This window comes from Polaribacter filamentus, assembly GCF_002943715.1.
Classification (GTDB): Bacteria; Bacteroidota; Bacteroidia; order Flavobacteriales; family Flavobacteriaceae; genus Polaribacter; species Polaribacter filamentus.
Genome location: NZ_MQUA01000013.1, coordinates 2,307,501 through 2,326,525, shown reverse-complemented (window position 1 = coordinate 2,326,525; position 19,025 = coordinate 2,307,501). Strand labels below are relative to the sequence as shown.

The following is a 19,025-nucleotide window of genomic DNA, read 5'->3' as shown; positions in this document are numbered from 1 at the left end:
TAGAAAGGAAGGTTTTCACTTCTATTGCTTAGATCCTGTTAAGATATCACCAGAAAAAAACAAAAAGAAAAGAGTGGCAATCTCATAAAATATTTTTTGGTTTCTTAAAATATACCTATAAAAAGTGTAAATTCGCAGTCAAGAAAAGAGTAGAAGATGTTAGATAAACTAAGAATTGTTAAACAACGTTATGATGAGGTTTCTGATTTGATTATTCAGCCAGATATCATCATGGATCAAAAGCGTTATGTGCAATTAAGCAAAGAGTATAAAGATTTAGGAAGTGTTGTAGAGAAAGGGAATGAATACCAGTCTTTATTAAACAATATAGTGGAAGCAAAAGAAATTATTTCTGATGGCTCTGATGCTGAAATGACAGAGATGGCTAAGATGGAAATGGAAGAAGCCAACACTAGAATTCCTCAATTAGAGGAAGAAATAAAAGTTTTACTGATACCAAAAGACCCAGAAGATTTTAAAAATGCTGTGGTAGAATTACGTGCAGGAACGGGTGGGGATGAAGCAAGTATTTTTGCAGGAGATTTATTTAGAATGTATTCTAAATATTGTGAAAGCAAAGGATGGAAAGTTGCTACGGTAGATTATTCCGAAGGAACAAACGGGGGTTTTAAAGAAATTCAGTTTGAAGTAAATGGCGCAGATGTGTATGGAACTTTAAAATTTGAAGCAGGCGTTCATCGTGTGCAAAGAGTTCCGCAAACAGAAACGCAAGGTCGTGTGCATACTTCTGCAGCAACCTGTATGGTTTTTCCAGAAGCCGAAGAGTTTGATGTTGAGATTAACCCGAAAGATGTAAGAATTGATTTTTTCTGTTCATCAGGTCCTGGAGGTCAATCTGTAAATACCACGTATTCGGCAGTTCGTTTAACGCACCTTCCAACAGGTTTAGTGGCGCAATGTCAGGATCAAAAATCACAACATAAGAATAAAGAGAAAGCATTTAAAGTTTTACGTTCTCGTTTGTATGACATGGAATTAGCGAAAAAAAATGCAGAAGATGCATTAAAGCGTGGTTCGATGGTTTCTTCGGGTGATAGAAGTGCAAAGATTAGAACTTATAATTATGCACAAGGTAGAGTTACAGATCACAGAATTGGTTTGTCTTTATATGATTTGCCTAATATATTAAATGGTGATATTCAGCGTATTATTGATGAATTAATGATGGCAGAAAACACAGAAAAATTAAAAAGTTTAAGTGACGGATTCTAATAGATTACAATTTATATTTTACAATAAAAAAACCTCAAAATAATATTTTGAGGTTTTTTTTGAAATAATTTGGGGATAATGGGGGTATTTGAAAATAAATGTGAGTTAAATTTTAGTAAAACTTTTAATCTTAATAATAATTAAATTAATGTCGGGGGAAACATAAACTCTTTTCAAATTTAAGAAATATACAAGTACCGTACAATCCACATTTAAGATGAAATTTTAGATTCCCTATAAACAGAGAGAAGCCTCCCCAGAAATGGGGAGGCTTCTCTTTTATTTAACTTCTTTTTTAAGCTTAGTTTCCTATTAAATGTAACTCGGTAAACTCTTTATCTACAATAATAGATTGAAATACTGTAGTGTTAGATTTATCTACATCGACTACAACATTGTCAATTTGGACAGATGTAATTTTGAAAGGTAAATTGTGAAATACAATATTAAAGTTATTATAGTCAGCGTCAAACTTACCTTGTTTGTGTTGTTGTAGGATTAATTCGTTCTTTTTCCCTGTAACTTTAAACGTTCGTAAACTATATCTTCCTTTCTTGTAATCATACCCATCATGGGCGTCATCAAATAATTGAGATTTTTCTTTACCTATTTTAAAATAAACATCTAAAGTAATTTCATTAAATTTCTTTTCATCAACATATTGTTGAACAGGATATTTAGGTATTACAGCTCCTTCTTTAATAAAGATTGGCATGCTGTCTAAATCTGCATCTACCCAAACTTCTCTTCCTCCTTCAACTACTTCATCTGTCCAGAAATTATACCAATTTCCTCTAGGGATATACATTCTTCTTCCTTTAGAGTTTGGTTCTAATATTGGGCAAACAAGAATACTGTCGCCAAAAATAAATTCATCACTTCTGTAATGCGTTGCTACATCTTCTTGATCATATAAAACTAACGATTTTAAAATCGGAGTTCCGTGATTTATGTGATTCCAGAAAGCAGTATATAAATAAGGTAAAAGTTGGTATCTAATTTCTACAAACTTTCTAACGATATTTGTAATTTCAGCACCAAAAACCCAAGGTTCTTGATCTCCATGATCTCCAGAAGAATGAACTCTGCAAAATGCGTGAAAAACGCCTAACTGAATCCATCTTGCAAAAAGTTCACCTTGCGGCTGTTCAGCAAATCCGCCAATATCAGATCCAGCAAAAGAGAAACCAGACATTGCCATTCTTTGGGCTTGGTTATTCGCAATTGCTAAATGTTCCCAAGTTGCAACGTTATCGCCCATCCAAGTAGAGGTATACCTTTGTGCACCAGAATACGCAGATCTTGTAATTACAAAGGGTCTTTTTGGATATGCATATTTTTTTAAGCCATGATAGGTTGCACGCGCCATTTGCGTACCGTAAATATTGTGTGCTTTTCTATGAGAACAAGGATTGCCGTCATAATCATGACGAACATCATCTGGAAAAGATTTGTTAGGAACATCCATTACTGCAGGTTCGTTCATATCATTCCAGACACCTTTAACACCAATGTCTTCAATTAATTCTTGAAATAAACCAGACCACCATTCTCTAACTTCTGGTTTTGTGTAATCTGGAAAATAACATTCTCCAGGCCAAACTTTACCTTTCATATAGGGTCCGTCTGCACGTTTACAGAAATAATCTTTATCTAAAGCCTCTTTAAAAACATCGTATTCTAAATCGATTTTAATTCCTGGATCTATGATAACAACAGTTTTAAAACCGTCTTCTTCGAGTTCTCTTACCATCCTTTTCGGGTCAGGAAAGTGTTTTTTATCCCAAGTAAAACAACGAAAACCATCCATATAATCGATATCTAAATAAATAGCATCACAAGGAATTTTTAAGTCTCTAAATGTTTTTGTAACTTCTTTTACATTACTTTCTGGGTAATAGCTCCATTTACATTGATGAAATCCTAACGCCCATAAAGGAGGTAATGTATGAGGTTTACCAGTTAAATCTGTATAATTGGCAACTACATCTTCCATTTTTGGACCGTAGATAAAGTAGTAATTCATTTCACCACCTTGCGCCCAAAAACTAGTTACATTTCTTCTTTCGTGAGCAAAATCAAAATGTGTTTTAAAGGTATTATCAAAAAAGATACCATACGATTTGTTATCTTGTATAGCTGTATAAAAAGGAATTGCTTTGTATATTGGATCTGTATTTTTACCAAAAGCGTAAGAATCCGTTGCCCAGTTTTCAAATCGCTTGCCCTTCATATTTACTTCTACAGGCTTATCACCTAAACCGTAAAAACTTTCTGCTTTTTGACAAGTCTTGCTCATTTTTACGACATCTCCACCATATTCATAACTTTCTTCCCAATGAAAACCTATTTCATCCTCGTTGATTAGCTTTAAATCGATGGCATCATATAAACTTATTTGTAAACTTAGTTTTTCTACTTTACAAATTAATTTTGAAGTTGTAATTATATAATGAGTTTTCTCTTCGGATACTTTTAAAAAGCCGTAACCTCTAGAGGCGTGAACTGTAACTCCGTATGAAAAATCTTTTTCAAATTTTCCTGTGGTCGAATATCTAAATCTAATAACACTGTCTCTAACTACAGTTACTTGTAAAATAACATTGTTATCGGTTGTAAAATGCAGCGTATCTACATCTTTTGTGTATTTTATTATTTTTGATGGAAATAAATTTCCTTTTTGTTCTAGTTCTGTATTAACAATCATAAATATTTGATTTTTTTGACTTGTGAAAATCGTAAAACTTTGTAAAACAAGAGGTTTAATTATTTTTTTTACGAATATTTTTCAGCGTAAATGTATAACTAATGTCTAAAAAAAAATAAGTAATACTTATAGCATTTTGCTTGTTTGAAAATAATTTAGGATACTCTAGAAAAGGTCTTTATTATTTAGAAATGTAAAAAAAAACGCACCTTTTTTTAAGAATATACTATCTTTAAAGGGTGCGTTTTAATTTTATTTGTATTTAAAAGCCAACATACCCAAAGGCGGTAAGTTTAATTCTATAGAATTTTTTCTATTATTCCACTCTTTTTCATCGGATTTTAAACTTTTATTATTGAAGTCACCCGTTCCATTATAGTTTTTAGCATCACTGTTAAAAATTTCTTTCAAGGTTCCTGCTTTTGGTAACCCAATTCTATAGCACTCTCTCGGAACTGGAGTTAGATTTAAAATAACAATAACATTGTCTTTCTCATCATTTCCTTTTCGAATATAAGACATCACAGAATTTTGATGATCTCCATGATCTATCCATTCAAAACCTTCATGCGAAAATTGTTTCTGATGCAATGCAGGTTCTTTTTTGTACAATTTATTTAAATCTCTTACTAAAGATTGTGCACCTTTATGAACATCATATTCTAATAAATGCCAATCTAAACTTCCGTTAAAATTCCATTCGCTTGTTTGGCCAAATTCACCGCCTTGAAACAATAATTTTGTTCCTGGATGTGTGTACATTAAACTGTACATTAATCTTAAATTACCAAATTTTTGCCATTCATCACCAGGCATTTTACTTACAATAGATTTTTTGCCATATACAACTTCATCATGAGAGAGAGGTAGCATAAAATTTTCTGTAAACGCATAATTTAAACTAAAAGTTAAATCGTTTTGATGGTGTTTTCTATACACTGGTTCTTTTGCAAAATAATCTAAAGTATCATGCATCCACCCCATCATCCATTTCATTCCAAAACCTAAACCACCGTCATAAATTGGTCTAGAAACTTTAGGAAATGAAGTAGATTCTTCGGCAATGGTCTGTACGTCAGGAAAAGCTTCATACACAGCAGCATTCATTTCTTTGATAAAATCGATTGCTTCTAAATATTCATTTCCTCCAAACATATTTGGTTCCCATTCGCCTTCTTCTCTAGAATAATCTAAAAATAACATAGATGCCACTGCATCAACTCTTAAACCATCTGCATGATATTGGTCTAACCAAAAAATGGCATTACTAATTAAAAATGCTTTAATTTCATTTCTTCCGTAGTTGAAAATTAAACTTTTCCAATCTTGATGATATCCTTTTCTTCTGTCTGGATGCTCGTATAAATGAGAGCCATCAAAATATCCTAAACCGTGATCATCTGAAGGGAAGTGCGAAGGAACCCAATCTAAAAGTACTCCAATTCCTTTTTCGTGAAATTTATCAACCAAAAATTTAAATTCATCAGGATACCCAAAACGCGATGTTGGTGCAAAATATCCTGTTAATTGATATCCCCAACTTGGATCATACGGATATTCCATAATTGGCATAAACTCTACGTGGGTAAAATTCATGTCAGCAACATAATTCACTAATTCTTCGGCCAATTCATTGTAACTTAAAAATCGATTTTCTTCAATTTGTTTTTTCCACGAACCTAAATGCACTTCATAAACAGAAAAAGGAGCATCTAATGCATTGTTTTTCTTTCTGTTTTTCATCCACTTTTTATCTTGCCACGTATACTCATCTTCCCAAACCACAGACGCAGTTTTAGGCGGATGCTCGCATCTTCTGGCAAAAGGATCTGCTTTTTCTGTGATCACATCGTTCTCAGAACTCTGAATTTTATATTTGTAGACACTACCTTTTTTTACATTTGGTATAAATCCTTCCCAAATGCCACTGCCGTCCCAACGAACATTTAAATGATGATCGCCTTCTAACCAGAAATTAAAATCGCCAGTAACAGAAACTGCTTTTGCGCTTGGCGCCCAAACTGCAAAATAGGTTCCTTCTTCACCGTCTAAAGTTGTAATATGCGAACCAAATTTTTCGTATAAACGATAGTGTTTTCCTGCTTTGAATAAATTAATATCAAAATCTGTGAAAAGACTGAATGCTTTTGTTTTTGTCATAATTTTATGGGTTCAATATGTTAGCAATACCTTTTAACGGAATAATTGTCCATTTTGGTCTTGAATTGAGTTCGTACCCTAACTCGTAAATTGCTTTTTCTGGTAAGCAGTATTTTAATAAAAATATTCTTTCGTTTCTGTAACCTATATGTAGGTTTGCATTTTTTGTAGTTTCTACATACGTTTTCATAAAGATAGAAACCATGTATTTGTATAATAATTCACCAAATTGAAAAAGTTCTTCTTGAGTTTTTTTATATTCATCTTGATAATTAAATATCGTTGAATAAATAGCGTAATGAAAATACCGAAACAAACCTGCAACATTTCTTAATGGTGGTTGTTTTATCTTTCGATCTCTAATAGTATTTTTTGGTTCGCCTTCAAAATCTAAAACACAAAAATTATCATCTTGCATTAAACCAATGGTAATATTGGTGTTATCTGAGTCTATAATATTGATACTTCCTAAAAAAAGTGGCGTATGCTTGAACTCTTTTCTGTGTGATAAAAAACGACTCATTTCATAGTCAGGATTTTTATCAGCGTAAATTCTTCTAAAAAATTTTAAGATAAAAGCATCATTATAAATGATAGAAGTATTGCTCTGCTCAACCCCCATACCCTTTGATGTCTTGTGTTCTGGGAGTTCATAACCTTCTGTTTTATGATATTGAACCGGAGTTTTATCTACGGGTAAGGCAGAACTTATTCTTTCATACACAACTTTTCTAAAGTCTTCTAAATGAATTGCATCTATAATATAGCCTGTTTTATTTTTTATAGGTACAATCCTGTTTTTTTTAGAGACACTTTCATCCGCAACAAATGCAATTGGTAAAAAATAATGATGATAAAAAGCCTCTATAAAATTAACTTCTAGAATTAAGCCAAAATAGACTTCCTCATCTTGCTGAATTTTAAAGTATTCGGTTAATTTTATATATTTTATTTGACTAGATTTCCCTCCAAACCAGGGTTGTTTTTGTATGTATTCCTCTAAAACATCCAATAAAAAAACAGACACAAAATCTTTATCAGCTATAATTTCTTCCCAATTATTTGAGGATGAAAATATAGTAGCTTTGGAAATTGTATTTGCTTCTATGGTCATTTATTATTTGTTAATTTTAAAAATATGAAAGGGTAATGTTATATGCAATTGCACATAATTACTTTCATTATACCAATTGTAAGAATTTCTGGTAACCAAATCTATCACTTCTACTTTATGTCCATAATTTACACCTAAATCATGAAGGGGTAATTTTACAGAACCAGATTGTGAATTGCAAGCATCCAAACTGATGACTGTTAAAGTTTCGTTTGTTCTATCTTGGTTCCATTTATAAAAAGCAATTAATTGATCATTACCAGTTTCTAAAAACTTGATATTGTTTGTTTGCTGATAAGATTCGTTTTCTTTTCTGATGTTATTAATGACAGAAATCAACGTGGTTACTTTGTTTTCTTTAAACCAATCATACTGACAGAGTTGAAACTTTTCTGACATAAAATATTCCTCTTTTCCAACAATCGGAGTATCAATCATTTGTTCAAAAACAGGGCCATAAATACCAATATTTGATGATAAAGTTGCTGCTAAAGCATAACGTATCAGGTATTTAGATTCTGGTGCACCTTGCAAATGATAAGGATTAATATCTGGGGTGTTTGGCCAAAAATTAGGTCTTATAAATTCCTTTTGATCCGTCTGAGTAAGTTCGTTCATATACGCAATCAATTCGTGTTTAGCATCTCTCCAAGTAAAATACGTGTAAGATTGTGTATATCCTTGTTTAGCCAACTGATGCATTATTTTTGGTCTTGTAAACGCTTCTGCTAAAAACAGAACATCTGGATGTTTTTTCTTTACTTCCGTAACAATCCAACCCCAAAAATAGTAAGGTTTTGTATGCGGATTGTCAACTCTAAAAACGTTAATTCCGCAATCAATCCAATAAAATAAAGTATCTAAACATTCTTGCCAAAGGTTTTTGTAATCTTTGCTTTCCCAATAAATTGGAAGAATATCTTGGTATTTTTTTGGCGGATTTTCTGCATATTGCACCGTTCCGTCTGGTCTCCATTTAAACCAATCTGGATGCGCTGTAACCCAAGGATGATCTGGTGCTGCTTGCAAAGCATAATCCATGGCAATTTCAATTCCTAATTCTTTTGCTTTGGCAATTAAGTTTTTAAAATCCTCTAAAGAACCCAATTCTGGATGAATGTCTTTATGACCTCCATGTTTAGAACCAATTCCCCAAGTGGAACCAACATCTCCGTTTTGGGCAACCGTGGTATTGTTTTTTCCTTTTCTATTTACTTCACCAATGGGATGAATAGGAGGAAAGTACAAGGTGTCAAAACCCATATGTGCAATCCTTGGCAACAACCTATGACAATCATTGAAAGTTCCATGTTTTCCCTCTTCTGCTGATGCTGAGCGTGGAAAAAATTCGTACCAAGTCGAAAATCTTGCTTTTAATCGATCAACATAAACTTTATATTCTGCCGAAGTTTGGGTCAATAATTTCTTCGGATTGTTTTTAAGAATTAGGTGTAACTTTTTTGAAACAGCTTCTTTTGTTGCTTCTGCGTATGAGTTTGGATTTTTAAAGATAGAGATTAAGTGATGAAGATATTCTTTATCAACAGAATTAACGCTTGCTATGAAATCAAATAAAAGTTCTGCACCTTCTAAAAGTTCTGAATTTACATGTTGATAATCATCAATTTTTCTTTCAATTCCGTGTTGCCAGTTTAGAGCATAGTCGACCCAGCCTTCAATTTTATAGGAATAAAAACCTTGTTTTGTTGTAATAAAACTTGCGGCATATTCATCATTAGAAGTGGCATGCATTCTAGTTTCTTGCCACCTTTTTTCGGATTCGTGTTTGTATAAAATACTTGCTTGAAGCACATCATGTCCATCCACTAAAACATCTGCAGTAACATTTACAATTTCGTCTACAACACGTTTTATAAATACTGTTCCTTCATTTAATTGTGGAGCAATATTTTGTACTACAATTCTACTTTGATTTTGCATTAAATAAGTTTTGTTTTAAATAAAAAAGTAAGAAAATTCAAGTTATCCTATATTTGTTCCTTTAAGTATTGTTGCATCTTTTTTAATGACTACAATTCCGTCTTTTACTACATACGTATCTGTTTCGATGTTCTTGATATGTGTACCTCCATTAATTCTTACATCATCGCCAATTCTACAATTTTTATCAATAATACAATTGTGAATATAGCATCTGTCACCTATTCCCATAACAATTTCTACATTATTTTGAGCAATAAACTCCAAAGATTCATAAGAATCATTACCCATCATATAGGTGTTAGAGATTAGAGAGTTTTTTCCTATTCTAGAACGAATTCCAATAACAGATCTTTCAATTTTTTCAGCATGAATAATACATCCATCGCCAATAACCGCTCTGTTTAAAATAGTGCCAGAAATTTTTGATGTAGGCAAAATTCTAGGTCTTGTGTAAATTCCATTTTCATTATATAAATTAAATTTAGGAACATCATCCGTTAAACCTAAATTAGCTTCAAAGAAAGAATCTATGTTACCAATATCTGTCCAATAACCTTCATATTGATAACTTAATGTTTTATGCTTGTTAATTGCTTGAGGTATAATTTCTTTCCCAAAATCATTGGTATCTGGATTGCTCATCAACTCAACTAATAAGTCTCTATTAAAGATGTAAATACCCATTGATGCTAAGTAGTTTCTACCTTGTGCCTTCATTTCATCACCAACATCCGAAGTCCAATTTGGTAATAAATCAGCTGCTGGTTTTTCTATAAAAGAAGTAATTATATGGTCTTCATTCGTTTTTAACAAACCAAATGATGTTGCGTCTTTTGCATTTACCGGATACGTAGCAATTGTTATTTTAGCGCCGCTTTTTCTGTGTTTTTCAATCATATCATTAAAATCCATTTGATATAGTTGATCACCAGAAAGTATTAAAGCATACTCAAAATCGTTTTGTAAAAAGTGATGCATACTTTGTCTTACTGCATCGGCCGTTCCTTGAAACCAAGCATCGCTATCCATTGTTTGTTCAGCCGCTAAAACATCAACAAAAGCAGAACTAAAAAAACTAAAATGATAGGTATTTTTAATATGTTTATTTAACGATGCAGAGTTAAATTGGGTTAACACAAACATTCTTTTTATATCAGAATTAATACAATTTGAAATAGGAATATCTACCAATCTATATTTACCGGCAATTGGTACAGCTGGTTTTGATCTGTTTTTAGTTAATGGGTATAATCTTGAGCCTTGACCACCTCCTAAAATAATTCCTAATACTTTGTCGTTTATCATTTTGATTAATGTTTTAATGTTTTATATAATTCTTCTACTTGTTTTGCAATTGATATCCAATCAAAATAATCTTCAACTCTTTTTCTGCCTTTTTTAGCCATAGACCTTCTTAGTGCCGGATCATTAATTACTTTATTTACACCAGCTGCTAAATCTCTAGCAAATTTATCTGGATTTACAGGTTCAAAGGGCGCTGATGTTTGTTGTTCAACCGGAATTAAAAACCCCGTTTCTCCATGCACAACAACTTCTTTAATTCCGCCAACAGCGCTCGCAACCACAGCAGTATCGCAAGCCATTGCTTCAATATTTATAATTCCAAATGGTTCGTAGATTGATGGACAACAAAAAACATCAGCATGAGAATACAACTGAATTATTTCTTTTTTAGTAACCATTTTATCAATCCAGATTACATTTTTACGAGTTTTCTTAACCTCGTTAACAGCATTTTCCATTTCTAAGCCAATCTCTTTGGTGTCTGGCGCACCAGCACAAAGAACAATTTGAGTATCTGGATCTATATATTTTATAGCGTTTACTAAATGGATAATTCCTTTTTGTCTTGTAATTCGGCCTACAAAAAGAACATATGGTTTTGTTTTATCAATATTATAAACATCTAAAGTTGATGTTTCTGAAGTAGTAACATATTCTTGAAGATTGATACCATTATAGATAACTTTAACTTTGCTTTCATCGACATTAAAGTGTTTTAAAACATCTTCTTTAGTTTCTTGGGATACAGCAATAAGTGCATCTGCCATTTCAATTGCCGTTTTTTCTATCCAAGAAGATGCATCATAACCACGCCCTAATTGTTCTCGTTTCCAGGGTCTTAAAGGTTCTAAAGAATGGGTTGTAATTACTAACGGAATTCCGTAGCAAAGCTTCGCAATAATACCAGCAAAGTGTGCATACCAAGTATGGCAATGAACAATGTCTGCATCAATTGCGTCAGCATTCATATGTAAGCCGGTACTTAATGTTTGAAAGACAGCTTTTAGTTGTTCATTTGCATTTTCAAAGATAGCATTGTCATAAGGAAAACCTTTTACATTTAGACCCCCGTCTTTAGAATTTTGGTCCCCAAAACATCTAACTTCTACATCCATTAATTTAGATAGTTCAGTGGCTAGGTATTCTACATGAACGCCTGCGCCACCATAAACATACGGCGGAAATTCTCTGGTGTAAAAAAGGGTTTTCATAATTAATTTTGTGATTTTTTAGTTTAGCTTTTTTTAAGCTATTAAGATATAAAATAAGGAGTAAACCAACAAAATAAAAAACGAAGATTTTTATACTAATATTATTATTAACCCGTTGTGCATTTAAACAATATTGACTTTTAAATTGTTTATATTCCTATTAAAAACAAATTTGTTAATGTATTGAATGATAGTTAGTGCTGTTAATTTTGAGAGAATTCTTGTCTTAAAACCTTCAAAAGTTTTCGCATAATTATTCCGTATTTTAAACTGGTCACAAAGTTGAGAAAACAAGGTCTCAATTCGTTTTCTTTTCTTCCTAAAAATATACGTTTGTTTTTTGTAATTCTGTTGATTTTTACGCATTGGAACTTCTAATTTAATTTGTTTACTCTCAAATAAATCTAACTGATAGTCCGCACTTAGGTATCCTTTGTCCCCTAAAACCACACAGTTATTAAACTGATTTTTAATGTCTTTTAAATAATGAATATCATGTACAGAAGCTTTGCTAATATCAAAACTTTTAAACACGCCATCAATAGAACAAACAGCATGTATTTTATAGCCATAATAATGCATGTTTTGACTAGCACAATAACCTCTATTTGGGGCTGAATAAAAGTACTCTTTACAAACTTTACTTCTCCCGCTTCTTGAGAGTTTTACAATCTCCAAAGGCATACTATCTACTACATAATAGTTTTCAAACTCCGTGAACTTATTGGAGAGTTGAGTTCTTATAAATTCAATGGCAAAAAATAATTTTCGCTTCCGTTTATTGTAAACTGATCGCTCTATTTTAGCAAACAAATATTCTGGAATATCCCGAAACAACTGACATTCACTGTCTATACCCATATATTCTGCTGTTAAATTCATAGCGATTAATTCAATGTCTTTTAGTTTTGGTTTCCTGTTTTGACGTAAAAATTGTTCCTTTTCTGTAATTGTGGCTAAGACTTCTAAAATTTTATCGTAATTTGCTCTAAAGTTATTCATCGTATTTAATCGATTGATTGTCAATTAAATATACGACTTTTAATAGTCAAATGAATAACTTTTTTTAACTATTTATAATGCACAACGGGTTATTATTATTATTAGGAGAATATAAACATAACAAAAAAAGGCAAATAATATTGATAAATCAGTATTATTCGCCTTTGATAAAAAATATTGTAATGAATACGCCCTAGAAATTAACTATTTCTCTGTTTATTAATTTCATCTTGTAATTGTCTTCGTAATTTTTGTTCTCTTTCTATTGATTTTTTTCTATGATCATCAAATTCTTTTTCTATATCTAATAAATTGCTTTGAGCTTCATTTGTTAGAACATTACTTTTAGAAAATTTAAAAACAAAGAATCCTAAGCCAACAAAGAGCAAAATAATTATAAACCATAAAATTAGATTATAAGTAGTTTTATTTAAATGTGTACCAAACAAAAAAATTGAGTTCTCTTTTTGTTGCGCAGTGTCTAAATCTAATTTTGTTGTATTAAGTATAGAATTTAGTACTTCAACATTATCTCTTTCAATTTTTAATAAGTTTTCTTTTTCAGAAATAAGTTTTTTAGAGCTTTTTAAAGAATCTAGAACATTAGATTTTAATTTTTCGTATTCGTCTCTATCGATAACTTTATATGCTTGATAGGTCGTAGATATTCTATAAATTCGATCAAACTGTCTTTTTATTGAACTGTCTTCTTCAACTTCAATAGTTTCTTGAGTGTAAGCAACAAAAGAAGTAATTAAAAAAAGAAATAGTAGTAATTTAGATTTCATTTTAGTACTTTTTTATCTAGTGTAAGTTTAAGAAAAAAAACCCAAACAAATTGTTTGGGTTTTTTAATATAAGCAAGTATTATTATTTATTTAATTTTATTTACAACTGCCTTAAAAGCTTCTGGGTTGTTTACAGCTAAATCAGCTAAAACCTTACGGTTTAATTCGATTTGATTTGCTTTCACTTTTCCCATAAACTGAGAGTAAGACATTCCGTGTAAACGAGCTGCTGCGTTAATACGCACAATCCATAAAGAACGAAAGTTTCTCTTATTGTTTTTACGGTCACGGTATGCATAAAGCATTCCTTTTTCAACCGCATTTTTTGCTACCGTATAAACGTTTTTTCTACGTCCAAAGTACCCTTTTGCTGCCTTCAAGATTTTTTTTCTTCTTTTTCTTGAGGCTACTGAATTTACTGATCTTGGCATAATTTCAATGATTTTTGTAGTTGGCGGTCTTTTATAGACACTTTCTATTTTTTTATTTTAAATAGCGCAACTCCATGGTTAATAATAAAATTCCCTTAGCTAAATTATATAGCTAACTGTTGTTTGATGTTTGCAACATCTGACTTATGTACTAAAGTATCATGAGTCAATCTAAGCTTACGTTTTTTAGACTTCTTTGTTAAGATATGACTCTTAAACGCGTGCTTTCTTTTAATTTTTCCAGAACCAGTAACTTTAAATCGTTTTTTGGCACTAGATTTGGTTTTCATTTTAGGCATTTCTCCTTCGTTTTTATCTTGCTTATAAGATTGTTATCAATATTAAAAAAACTACGCTGAAACTTTCAATGTGCTTTTTCGTTATCTAATTATTTCCCTACTTTCTTTGGAGCGATAAACATAATCATACGTTTACCTTCCAATTTTGGTAATTGTTCTACTTTACCATACTCTTCTAATTCTTGTGCTAATTTTAAAAGTAAAATTTGTCCTTGCTCTTTAAAGATAATAGATCTTCCTTTAAAGAAAACAAATGCTTTTAATTTTGCGCCATCTTGTAAGAATTTAAGTGCATGTTTTTTCTTGAATTCATAGTCATGCTCATCAGTTTGCGGTCCAAAACGTATCTCTTTAATGGTAACTTTCGTTGCCTTTGATTTTAATACCTTTTCGCGTTTCTTCTGCTCATACAAGAATTTCTTGTAATCAATAATTTTACAAACAGGTGGTTTCGCCTTTGGAGAAATCTCTACCAAATCTAATTCCTGTTCTTTGGCTAACTCTTTCGCTTTCGCTAAAGGATAAACACCAACTTCAACATTATCGCCCACAAGACGAACTTCGTCAACATATTTTATTTTTTCATTAATTCTATGTTGATCTTCTTTGATTACTCTTAATGGTCTTCTCGACCTACTTCTACGTATTGCTATGACCTATAAATTTAAATTTAACATTTAGCTGTTTTACCAACCTATTTTTATTTCTTTTTGATGAATTAAAACTTCATCAAAGTACGCTCTACTTCTTTTTTCACTAAAGATACAAATTCTTCTATTGTAAATGTACCTAAATCTCCTTCGCCGTGTTTTCTTACCGAAACGGTGCCTTCTTCTTCCTCTTTTTCTCCAACTATTAGCATATACGGTATTTTACTTACTTCCGCATCTCTAATCTTTCTTCCAGTTTTTTCATTTCTGTCGTCTACGAGAGCGCGAATTTCGGAATTTTCTAACGATTCTAAAACTTTTTCTGAATATTTTTGATATTTCTCACTGATAGGCAATAAGATGACCTGATCTGGTGTAAGCCAAAGAGGGAAGTTACCCGCCGTGTGCTCTAGTAAAACCGCGATAAATCGCTCCATAGAACCAAAGGGTGCTCTATGAATCATTACCGGTCTGTGCAATTGATTATCTGCTCCTTTATACGTTAAATCAAAACGTTTTGGTAAATTATAGTCAACTTGAATGGTTCCAAGTTGCCAACTTCTGCCTAAAGCGTCCTTTACCATGAAGTCTAATTTAGGTCCGTAAAAGGCAGCTTCTCCTTCTACAATCACAAAATCTAAACCTTTGTCTGTCGCTGCACTTATAATTGCTTTTTCAGCAATTTCCCAAGTTTCAACATCACCTATATATTTATCAAGGTTTTCCATATCTCTAATAGAAACCTGTGCTGTAAAGTTTTCAAACCCTAAAGATCCAAAGACATATAAAACTAAATCGATTACATCTTTAAACTCTTGGTCTAATTGTTCTGGTGTACAAAAAATATGTGCATCATCTTGTGTAAAACCTCTTACACGAGTTAAACCATGCAATTCACCACTTTGTTCATATCTATATACGGTTCCGAATTCTGCAAAACGTTTTGGTAAATCTTTATAAGAATACGGTTTAAAGTTATAAATTTCACAGTGATGGGGACAGTTCATCGGTTTTAATAAAAACTCTTCATCCATTTTGGGAGTTTTTATCGCCTGAAAACTATCTGCACCATATTTTTCATAATGTCCAGAAGTAACATACAATTCTTTCTGACCGATATGTGGTGTCATCACCATTTCATAGCCTGCTTTTTTCTGAGCTTTCTTTAAAAAGTCCTCTAAACGACCTCTTAAAGCAGCGCCTTTTGGTAACCATAAAGGCAAACCTGCACCTACTTTGGCTGAAAAAGTGAATAATTCTAATTCTTTACCAAGTTTTCTGTGATCACGTTTTTTAGCTTCTTCTATAAGTTCTAGATACTCTGTAAGCAATTTTTGCTTCGGAAAAGTAATTCCGTAAACACGAGTTAACTGATTATTTTTCTCATCACCTCTCCAATAAGCGCCAGCAACATTTAGTATTTTCACAGCCTTTATGATTCCTGTATTAGGTATGTGGCCTCCTCTACATAAATCAGTAAAGTTGCTATGGTCGCAAAAAGTGATGTCTCCATCCGTTAAGTTTTCAATCAACTCAACTTTATATTGGTTGTTCTCTTTCTTATATAATGACAGCGCATCAGCTTTAGAAACTGAACGCATAGAAAACTCATGTTTTCCGCGAGCAATTTCTAAAAACTTATCTTCAATCTCTTTAAAATCTTTTTCAGAAATAACATCTTCACCAAGATCTAAATCATAATAAAACCCGTTATCAATAGCAGGTCCGATTGTTAATTTTGCATTCGGATGAAAACTTAAAATCGCTTCAGCTAAAACGTGCGCAGAAGAATGCCAAAAAGCTTTTTTACCTTCGTCTTCGTTAAATGTGAATAAAACTAAAGAACCATCTGTGGTTAGTGGAGTAGTAGTCTCAACGGTTGTTCCGTTAAAACTTGCAGATATAATGTTTCTAGCCAATCCTTCACTAATGCTTTTTGCAACATCAAAAGGAGTGCTATTTACAGTAAATTCCTTAATACTTCCGTCCGGTAAAGTAATTTTAATCATTAATTGTATAATTTTTGAGGATGCAAAGATATTAGAAAACAATTTTTTACACAATATATATAGGTACTTATTAAATAAGATTGTATTTTTTTTTCTGGGCGTCCCCTTTTTCAAGTCCTAAACTTGTTTCAGGATTGTATCTAGATTAATATGTACCCCATATAATATAGACTTTTAGTATAACAAGGGAGGCTTTCCATTATATCTTTTTATGCTCAATTTATTCAAGCAGCTGTTTTATATTAAAGTCAATGTAACAATTTTACAGATAGTAAAACGAGTTAAGCATAAAAAGGATGTCATTTCAATCCCTAACACGATGTATTTATAGGTTAAATAATAGACAAGGAATAAATATCTTGTAATAGAGAGTCTTTTTTTAGGTGTTATCTTAATTTGCACACCTATATATTTTGTAATTTTTTAGGTTTTATGCGTTCTTAATTTTTTAATTTATGATTTAATCTGTTGCTTTCAGACCAGATACACCAATGATGCTTTAAATTTATTAATAGGGCATTTACTTTTAGAAAGAAATAAAGTCATTAAACCTACATTGTAAGAGTATTCTTTTCTTATGAAACTTCAAAAAAGTAGTTTAATTGGCATTAAATACAGATGAGTTTAAAAATATTAAAAAAAGTTTAAAAATATTTCATACGTTAATAGGTTCAAAACAATCAAGTTAGAAGGGTTTGAAAAATAACTTTAAAAAAAGAGTAAAAAAATAGTTGTGAGATTAAAAACTGAATGTATATTTGCACCCGCTAACAGAAATATTACTTTATTAGTTTAGTTCATTGAGAGTTTGTAGTGGTTGATTAAATTACAATTTTAAGCGAATAAGAAATTAAGTTTTTATTTTAAATTAATATTTAAAAAACTTTATTTTTTTCTTGTCAGTTTAGAGAAAGTTTATATATTTGCACCCGCTAACAAATACGGCAAAAAAGTTCAGAGAGATTTTGGAAAGGTTTAGAGATAAATCGTCTAGTTCGAGTCTAGTATTTCTACAAAATTAGGGATTATTGTGGTGTTATAAGCATCATTAATATACTTTAAAAGTTCATTGAAAATATTGAAATTGACAGCGTAAACAAAGAGTAGAATAACCATGTTTAGATTTATTTAGACAAAAATTCTTTTGAAACTTATTCATTCATATTATTTAAAATATACAATGAAGAGTTTGATCCTGGCTCAGGATGAACGCTAGCGGCAGGCCTAACACATGCAAGTCGAGGGGTAACAGGGAGCTTGCTTCGCTGACGACCGGCGCACGGGTGCGTAACGCGTATAGAACCTACCTTTTACAGGGGAATAGCCTTTAGAAATGAAGATTAATGCCCCATAGTATTGTAGACTGGCATCAGTTTACAATTAAAGATTTATCGGTAAAAGATGGCTATGCGTCCTATTAGTTAGTTGGTAAGGTAACGGCTTACCAAGACATCGATAGGTAGGGGTCCTGAGAGGGAGATCCCCCACACTGGTACTGAGACACGGACCAGACTCCTACGGGAGGCAGCAGTGAGGAATATTGGGCAATGGAGGAGACTCTGACCCAGCCATGCCGCGTGTAGGAAGAATGCCCTATGGGTTGTAAACTACTTTTATACAGGAAGAAACACTGGTATGTATACCAGCTTGACGGTACTGTAAGAATAAGGACCGGCTAACTCCGTGCCAGCAGCCGCGGTAATACGGAGGGTCCAAGCGTTATCCGGAATCATTGGGTTTAAAGGGTCCGCAGGCGGTCAATTAAGTCAGAGGTGAAATCCCGTCGCTCAACGACGGAACTGCCTTTGATACTGGTTGACTTGAGTCATATGGAAGTAGATAGAATGTGTAGTGTAGCGGTGAAATGCATAGAGATTACACAGAATACCGATTGCGAAGGCAGTCTACTACGTATGTACTGACGCTGAGGGACGAAAGCGTGGGGAGCGAACAGGATTAGATACCCTGGTAGTCCACGCCGTAAACGATGGATACTAGTTGTTGGGCAATAGCTCAGTGACTAAGCGAAAGTGATAAGTATCCCACCTGGGGAGTACGGTCGCAAGACTGAAACTCAAAGGAATTGACGGGGGCCCGCACAAGCGGTGGAGCATGTGGTTTAATTCGATGATACGCGAGGAACCTTACCAGGGCTTAAATGTAGTCTGACAG

Annotated in this window: 13 protein-coding genes and 1 rRNA gene (1 of these 14 only partly in view); 2 read left to right on the top strand and 12 right to left on the bottom strand. The window is 32.5% G+C overall.

The features are described 5' to 3' along the window. The first annotated feature begins 156 nt into the window (after positions 1 to 156). The gene (gene prfA / locus BST83_RS12625) at positions 157 to 1,233 is read left to right on the top strand and encodes a peptide chain release factor 1 (protein ID WP_104810092.1); all 1,077 of its coding nucleotides are present in this window, start codon (positions 157 to 159) and stop codon (positions 1,231 to 1,233) included. A gap of 301 nt (positions 1,234 to 1,534) precedes the next feature. Here prfA and BST83_RS12620 read toward each other — a convergent pair whose 3' ends face one another. From BST83_RS12620 to thrS, 12 genes are all read right to left on the bottom strand, one after another. Next, on the bottom strand, positions 1,535 to 3,940 hold the full coding sequence (locus BST83_RS12620) for a glycoside hydrolase family 31 protein (protein ID WP_104810091.1): 2,406 nt from the start codon (positions 3,938 to 3,940) through the stop codon (positions 1,535 to 1,537). A 252-nt stretch (positions 3,941 to 4,192) separates the two neighbouring features. Then, a complete protein-coding gene (glgB, locus tag BST83_RS12615; protein ID WP_104810090.1) occupies positions 4,193 to 6,100 on the bottom strand; it encodes a 1,4-alpha-glucan branching protein GlgB in 1,908 nt (635 codons plus the stop codon). Positions 6,101 to 6,104: 4 nt separating this feature from the next. Continuing rightward, positions 6,105 to 7,214: a hypothetical protein gene (locus BST83_RS12610; RefSeq protein WP_104810089.1), complete on the bottom strand. Its 1,110-nt coding sequence runs from the start codon at positions 7,212 to 7,214 to the stop codon at positions 6,105 to 6,107. A gap of 3 nt (positions 7,215 to 7,217) precedes the next feature. Beyond that, a complete protein-coding gene (locus BST83_RS12605; RefSeq protein WP_104810088.1) occupies positions 7,218 to 9,155 on the bottom strand; it encodes an alpha-1,4-glucan--maltose-1-phosphate maltosyltransferase in 1,938 nt (645 codons plus the stop codon). Between the two features lie 42 nt (positions 9,156 to 9,197). Next, on the bottom strand, positions 9,198 to 10,463 hold the full coding sequence (locus tag BST83_RS12600; RefSeq protein ID WP_104810087.1) for a glucose-1-phosphate adenylyltransferase: 1,266 nt from the start codon (positions 10,461 to 10,463) through the stop codon (positions 9,198 to 9,200). A gap of 5 nt (positions 10,464 to 10,468) precedes the next feature. Then, the gene (glgA, locus tag BST83_RS12595) at positions 10,469 to 11,674 is read right to left on the bottom strand and encodes a glycogen synthase (RefSeq protein ID WP_104810086.1); all 1,206 of its coding nucleotides are present in this window, start codon (positions 11,672 to 11,674) and stop codon (positions 10,469 to 10,471) included. A gap of 123 nt (positions 11,675 to 11,797) precedes the next feature. Next, positions 11,798 to 12,676 (bottom strand): IS982 family transposase, encoded by an 879-nt coding sequence (locus tag BST83_RS12590; protein WP_104808411.1) that lies wholly within the window; start codon positions 12,674 to 12,676, stop codon positions 11,798 to 11,800. 200 nt (positions 12,677 to 12,876) lie between these two features. Then, complete coding sequence (locus BST83_RS12585) at positions 12,877 to 13,464, bottom strand: hypothetical protein (RefSeq protein ID WP_104810085.1); 588 nt, start codon at positions 13,462 to 13,464, stop codon at positions 12,877 to 12,879. A gap of 86 nt (positions 13,465 to 13,550) precedes the next feature. After that, complete coding sequence (gene rplT / locus BST83_RS12580; protein ID WP_104810084.1) at positions 13,551 to 13,895, bottom strand: 50S ribosomal protein L20; 345 nt, start codon at positions 13,893 to 13,895, stop codon at positions 13,551 to 13,553. Between the two features lie 104 nt (positions 13,896 to 13,999). After that, positions 14,000 to 14,194, bottom strand: a complete 195-nt coding sequence (gene rpmI, locus BST83_RS12575) for a 50S ribosomal protein L35 (protein ID WP_104810083.1) — start codon at positions 14,192 to 14,194, stop codon at positions 14,000 to 14,002. Between the two features lie 89 nt (positions 14,195 to 14,283). Next, positions 14,284 to 14,805: a translation initiation factor IF-3 gene (infC, locus tag BST83_RS12570; RefSeq protein ID WP_262503079.1), complete on the bottom strand. Its 522-nt coding sequence runs from the start codon at positions 14,803 to 14,805 to the stop codon at positions 14,284 to 14,286. 107 nt (positions 14,806 to 14,912) lie between these two features. After that, positions 14,913 to 16,853 (bottom strand): threonine--tRNA ligase, encoded by a 1,941-nt coding sequence (thrS, locus tag BST83_RS12565; RefSeq protein ID WP_104810081.1) that lies wholly within the window; start codon positions 16,851 to 16,853, stop codon positions 14,913 to 14,915. 1,177 nt (positions 16,854 to 18,030) lie between these two features. Between thrS and BST83_RS12560 the strand changes: the two genes are divergently transcribed. After that, positions 18,031 to 19,025: ribosomal RNA gene (locus tag BST83_RS12560) — 16S ribosomal RNA — on the top strand (it continues 523 nt past the right edge of the window).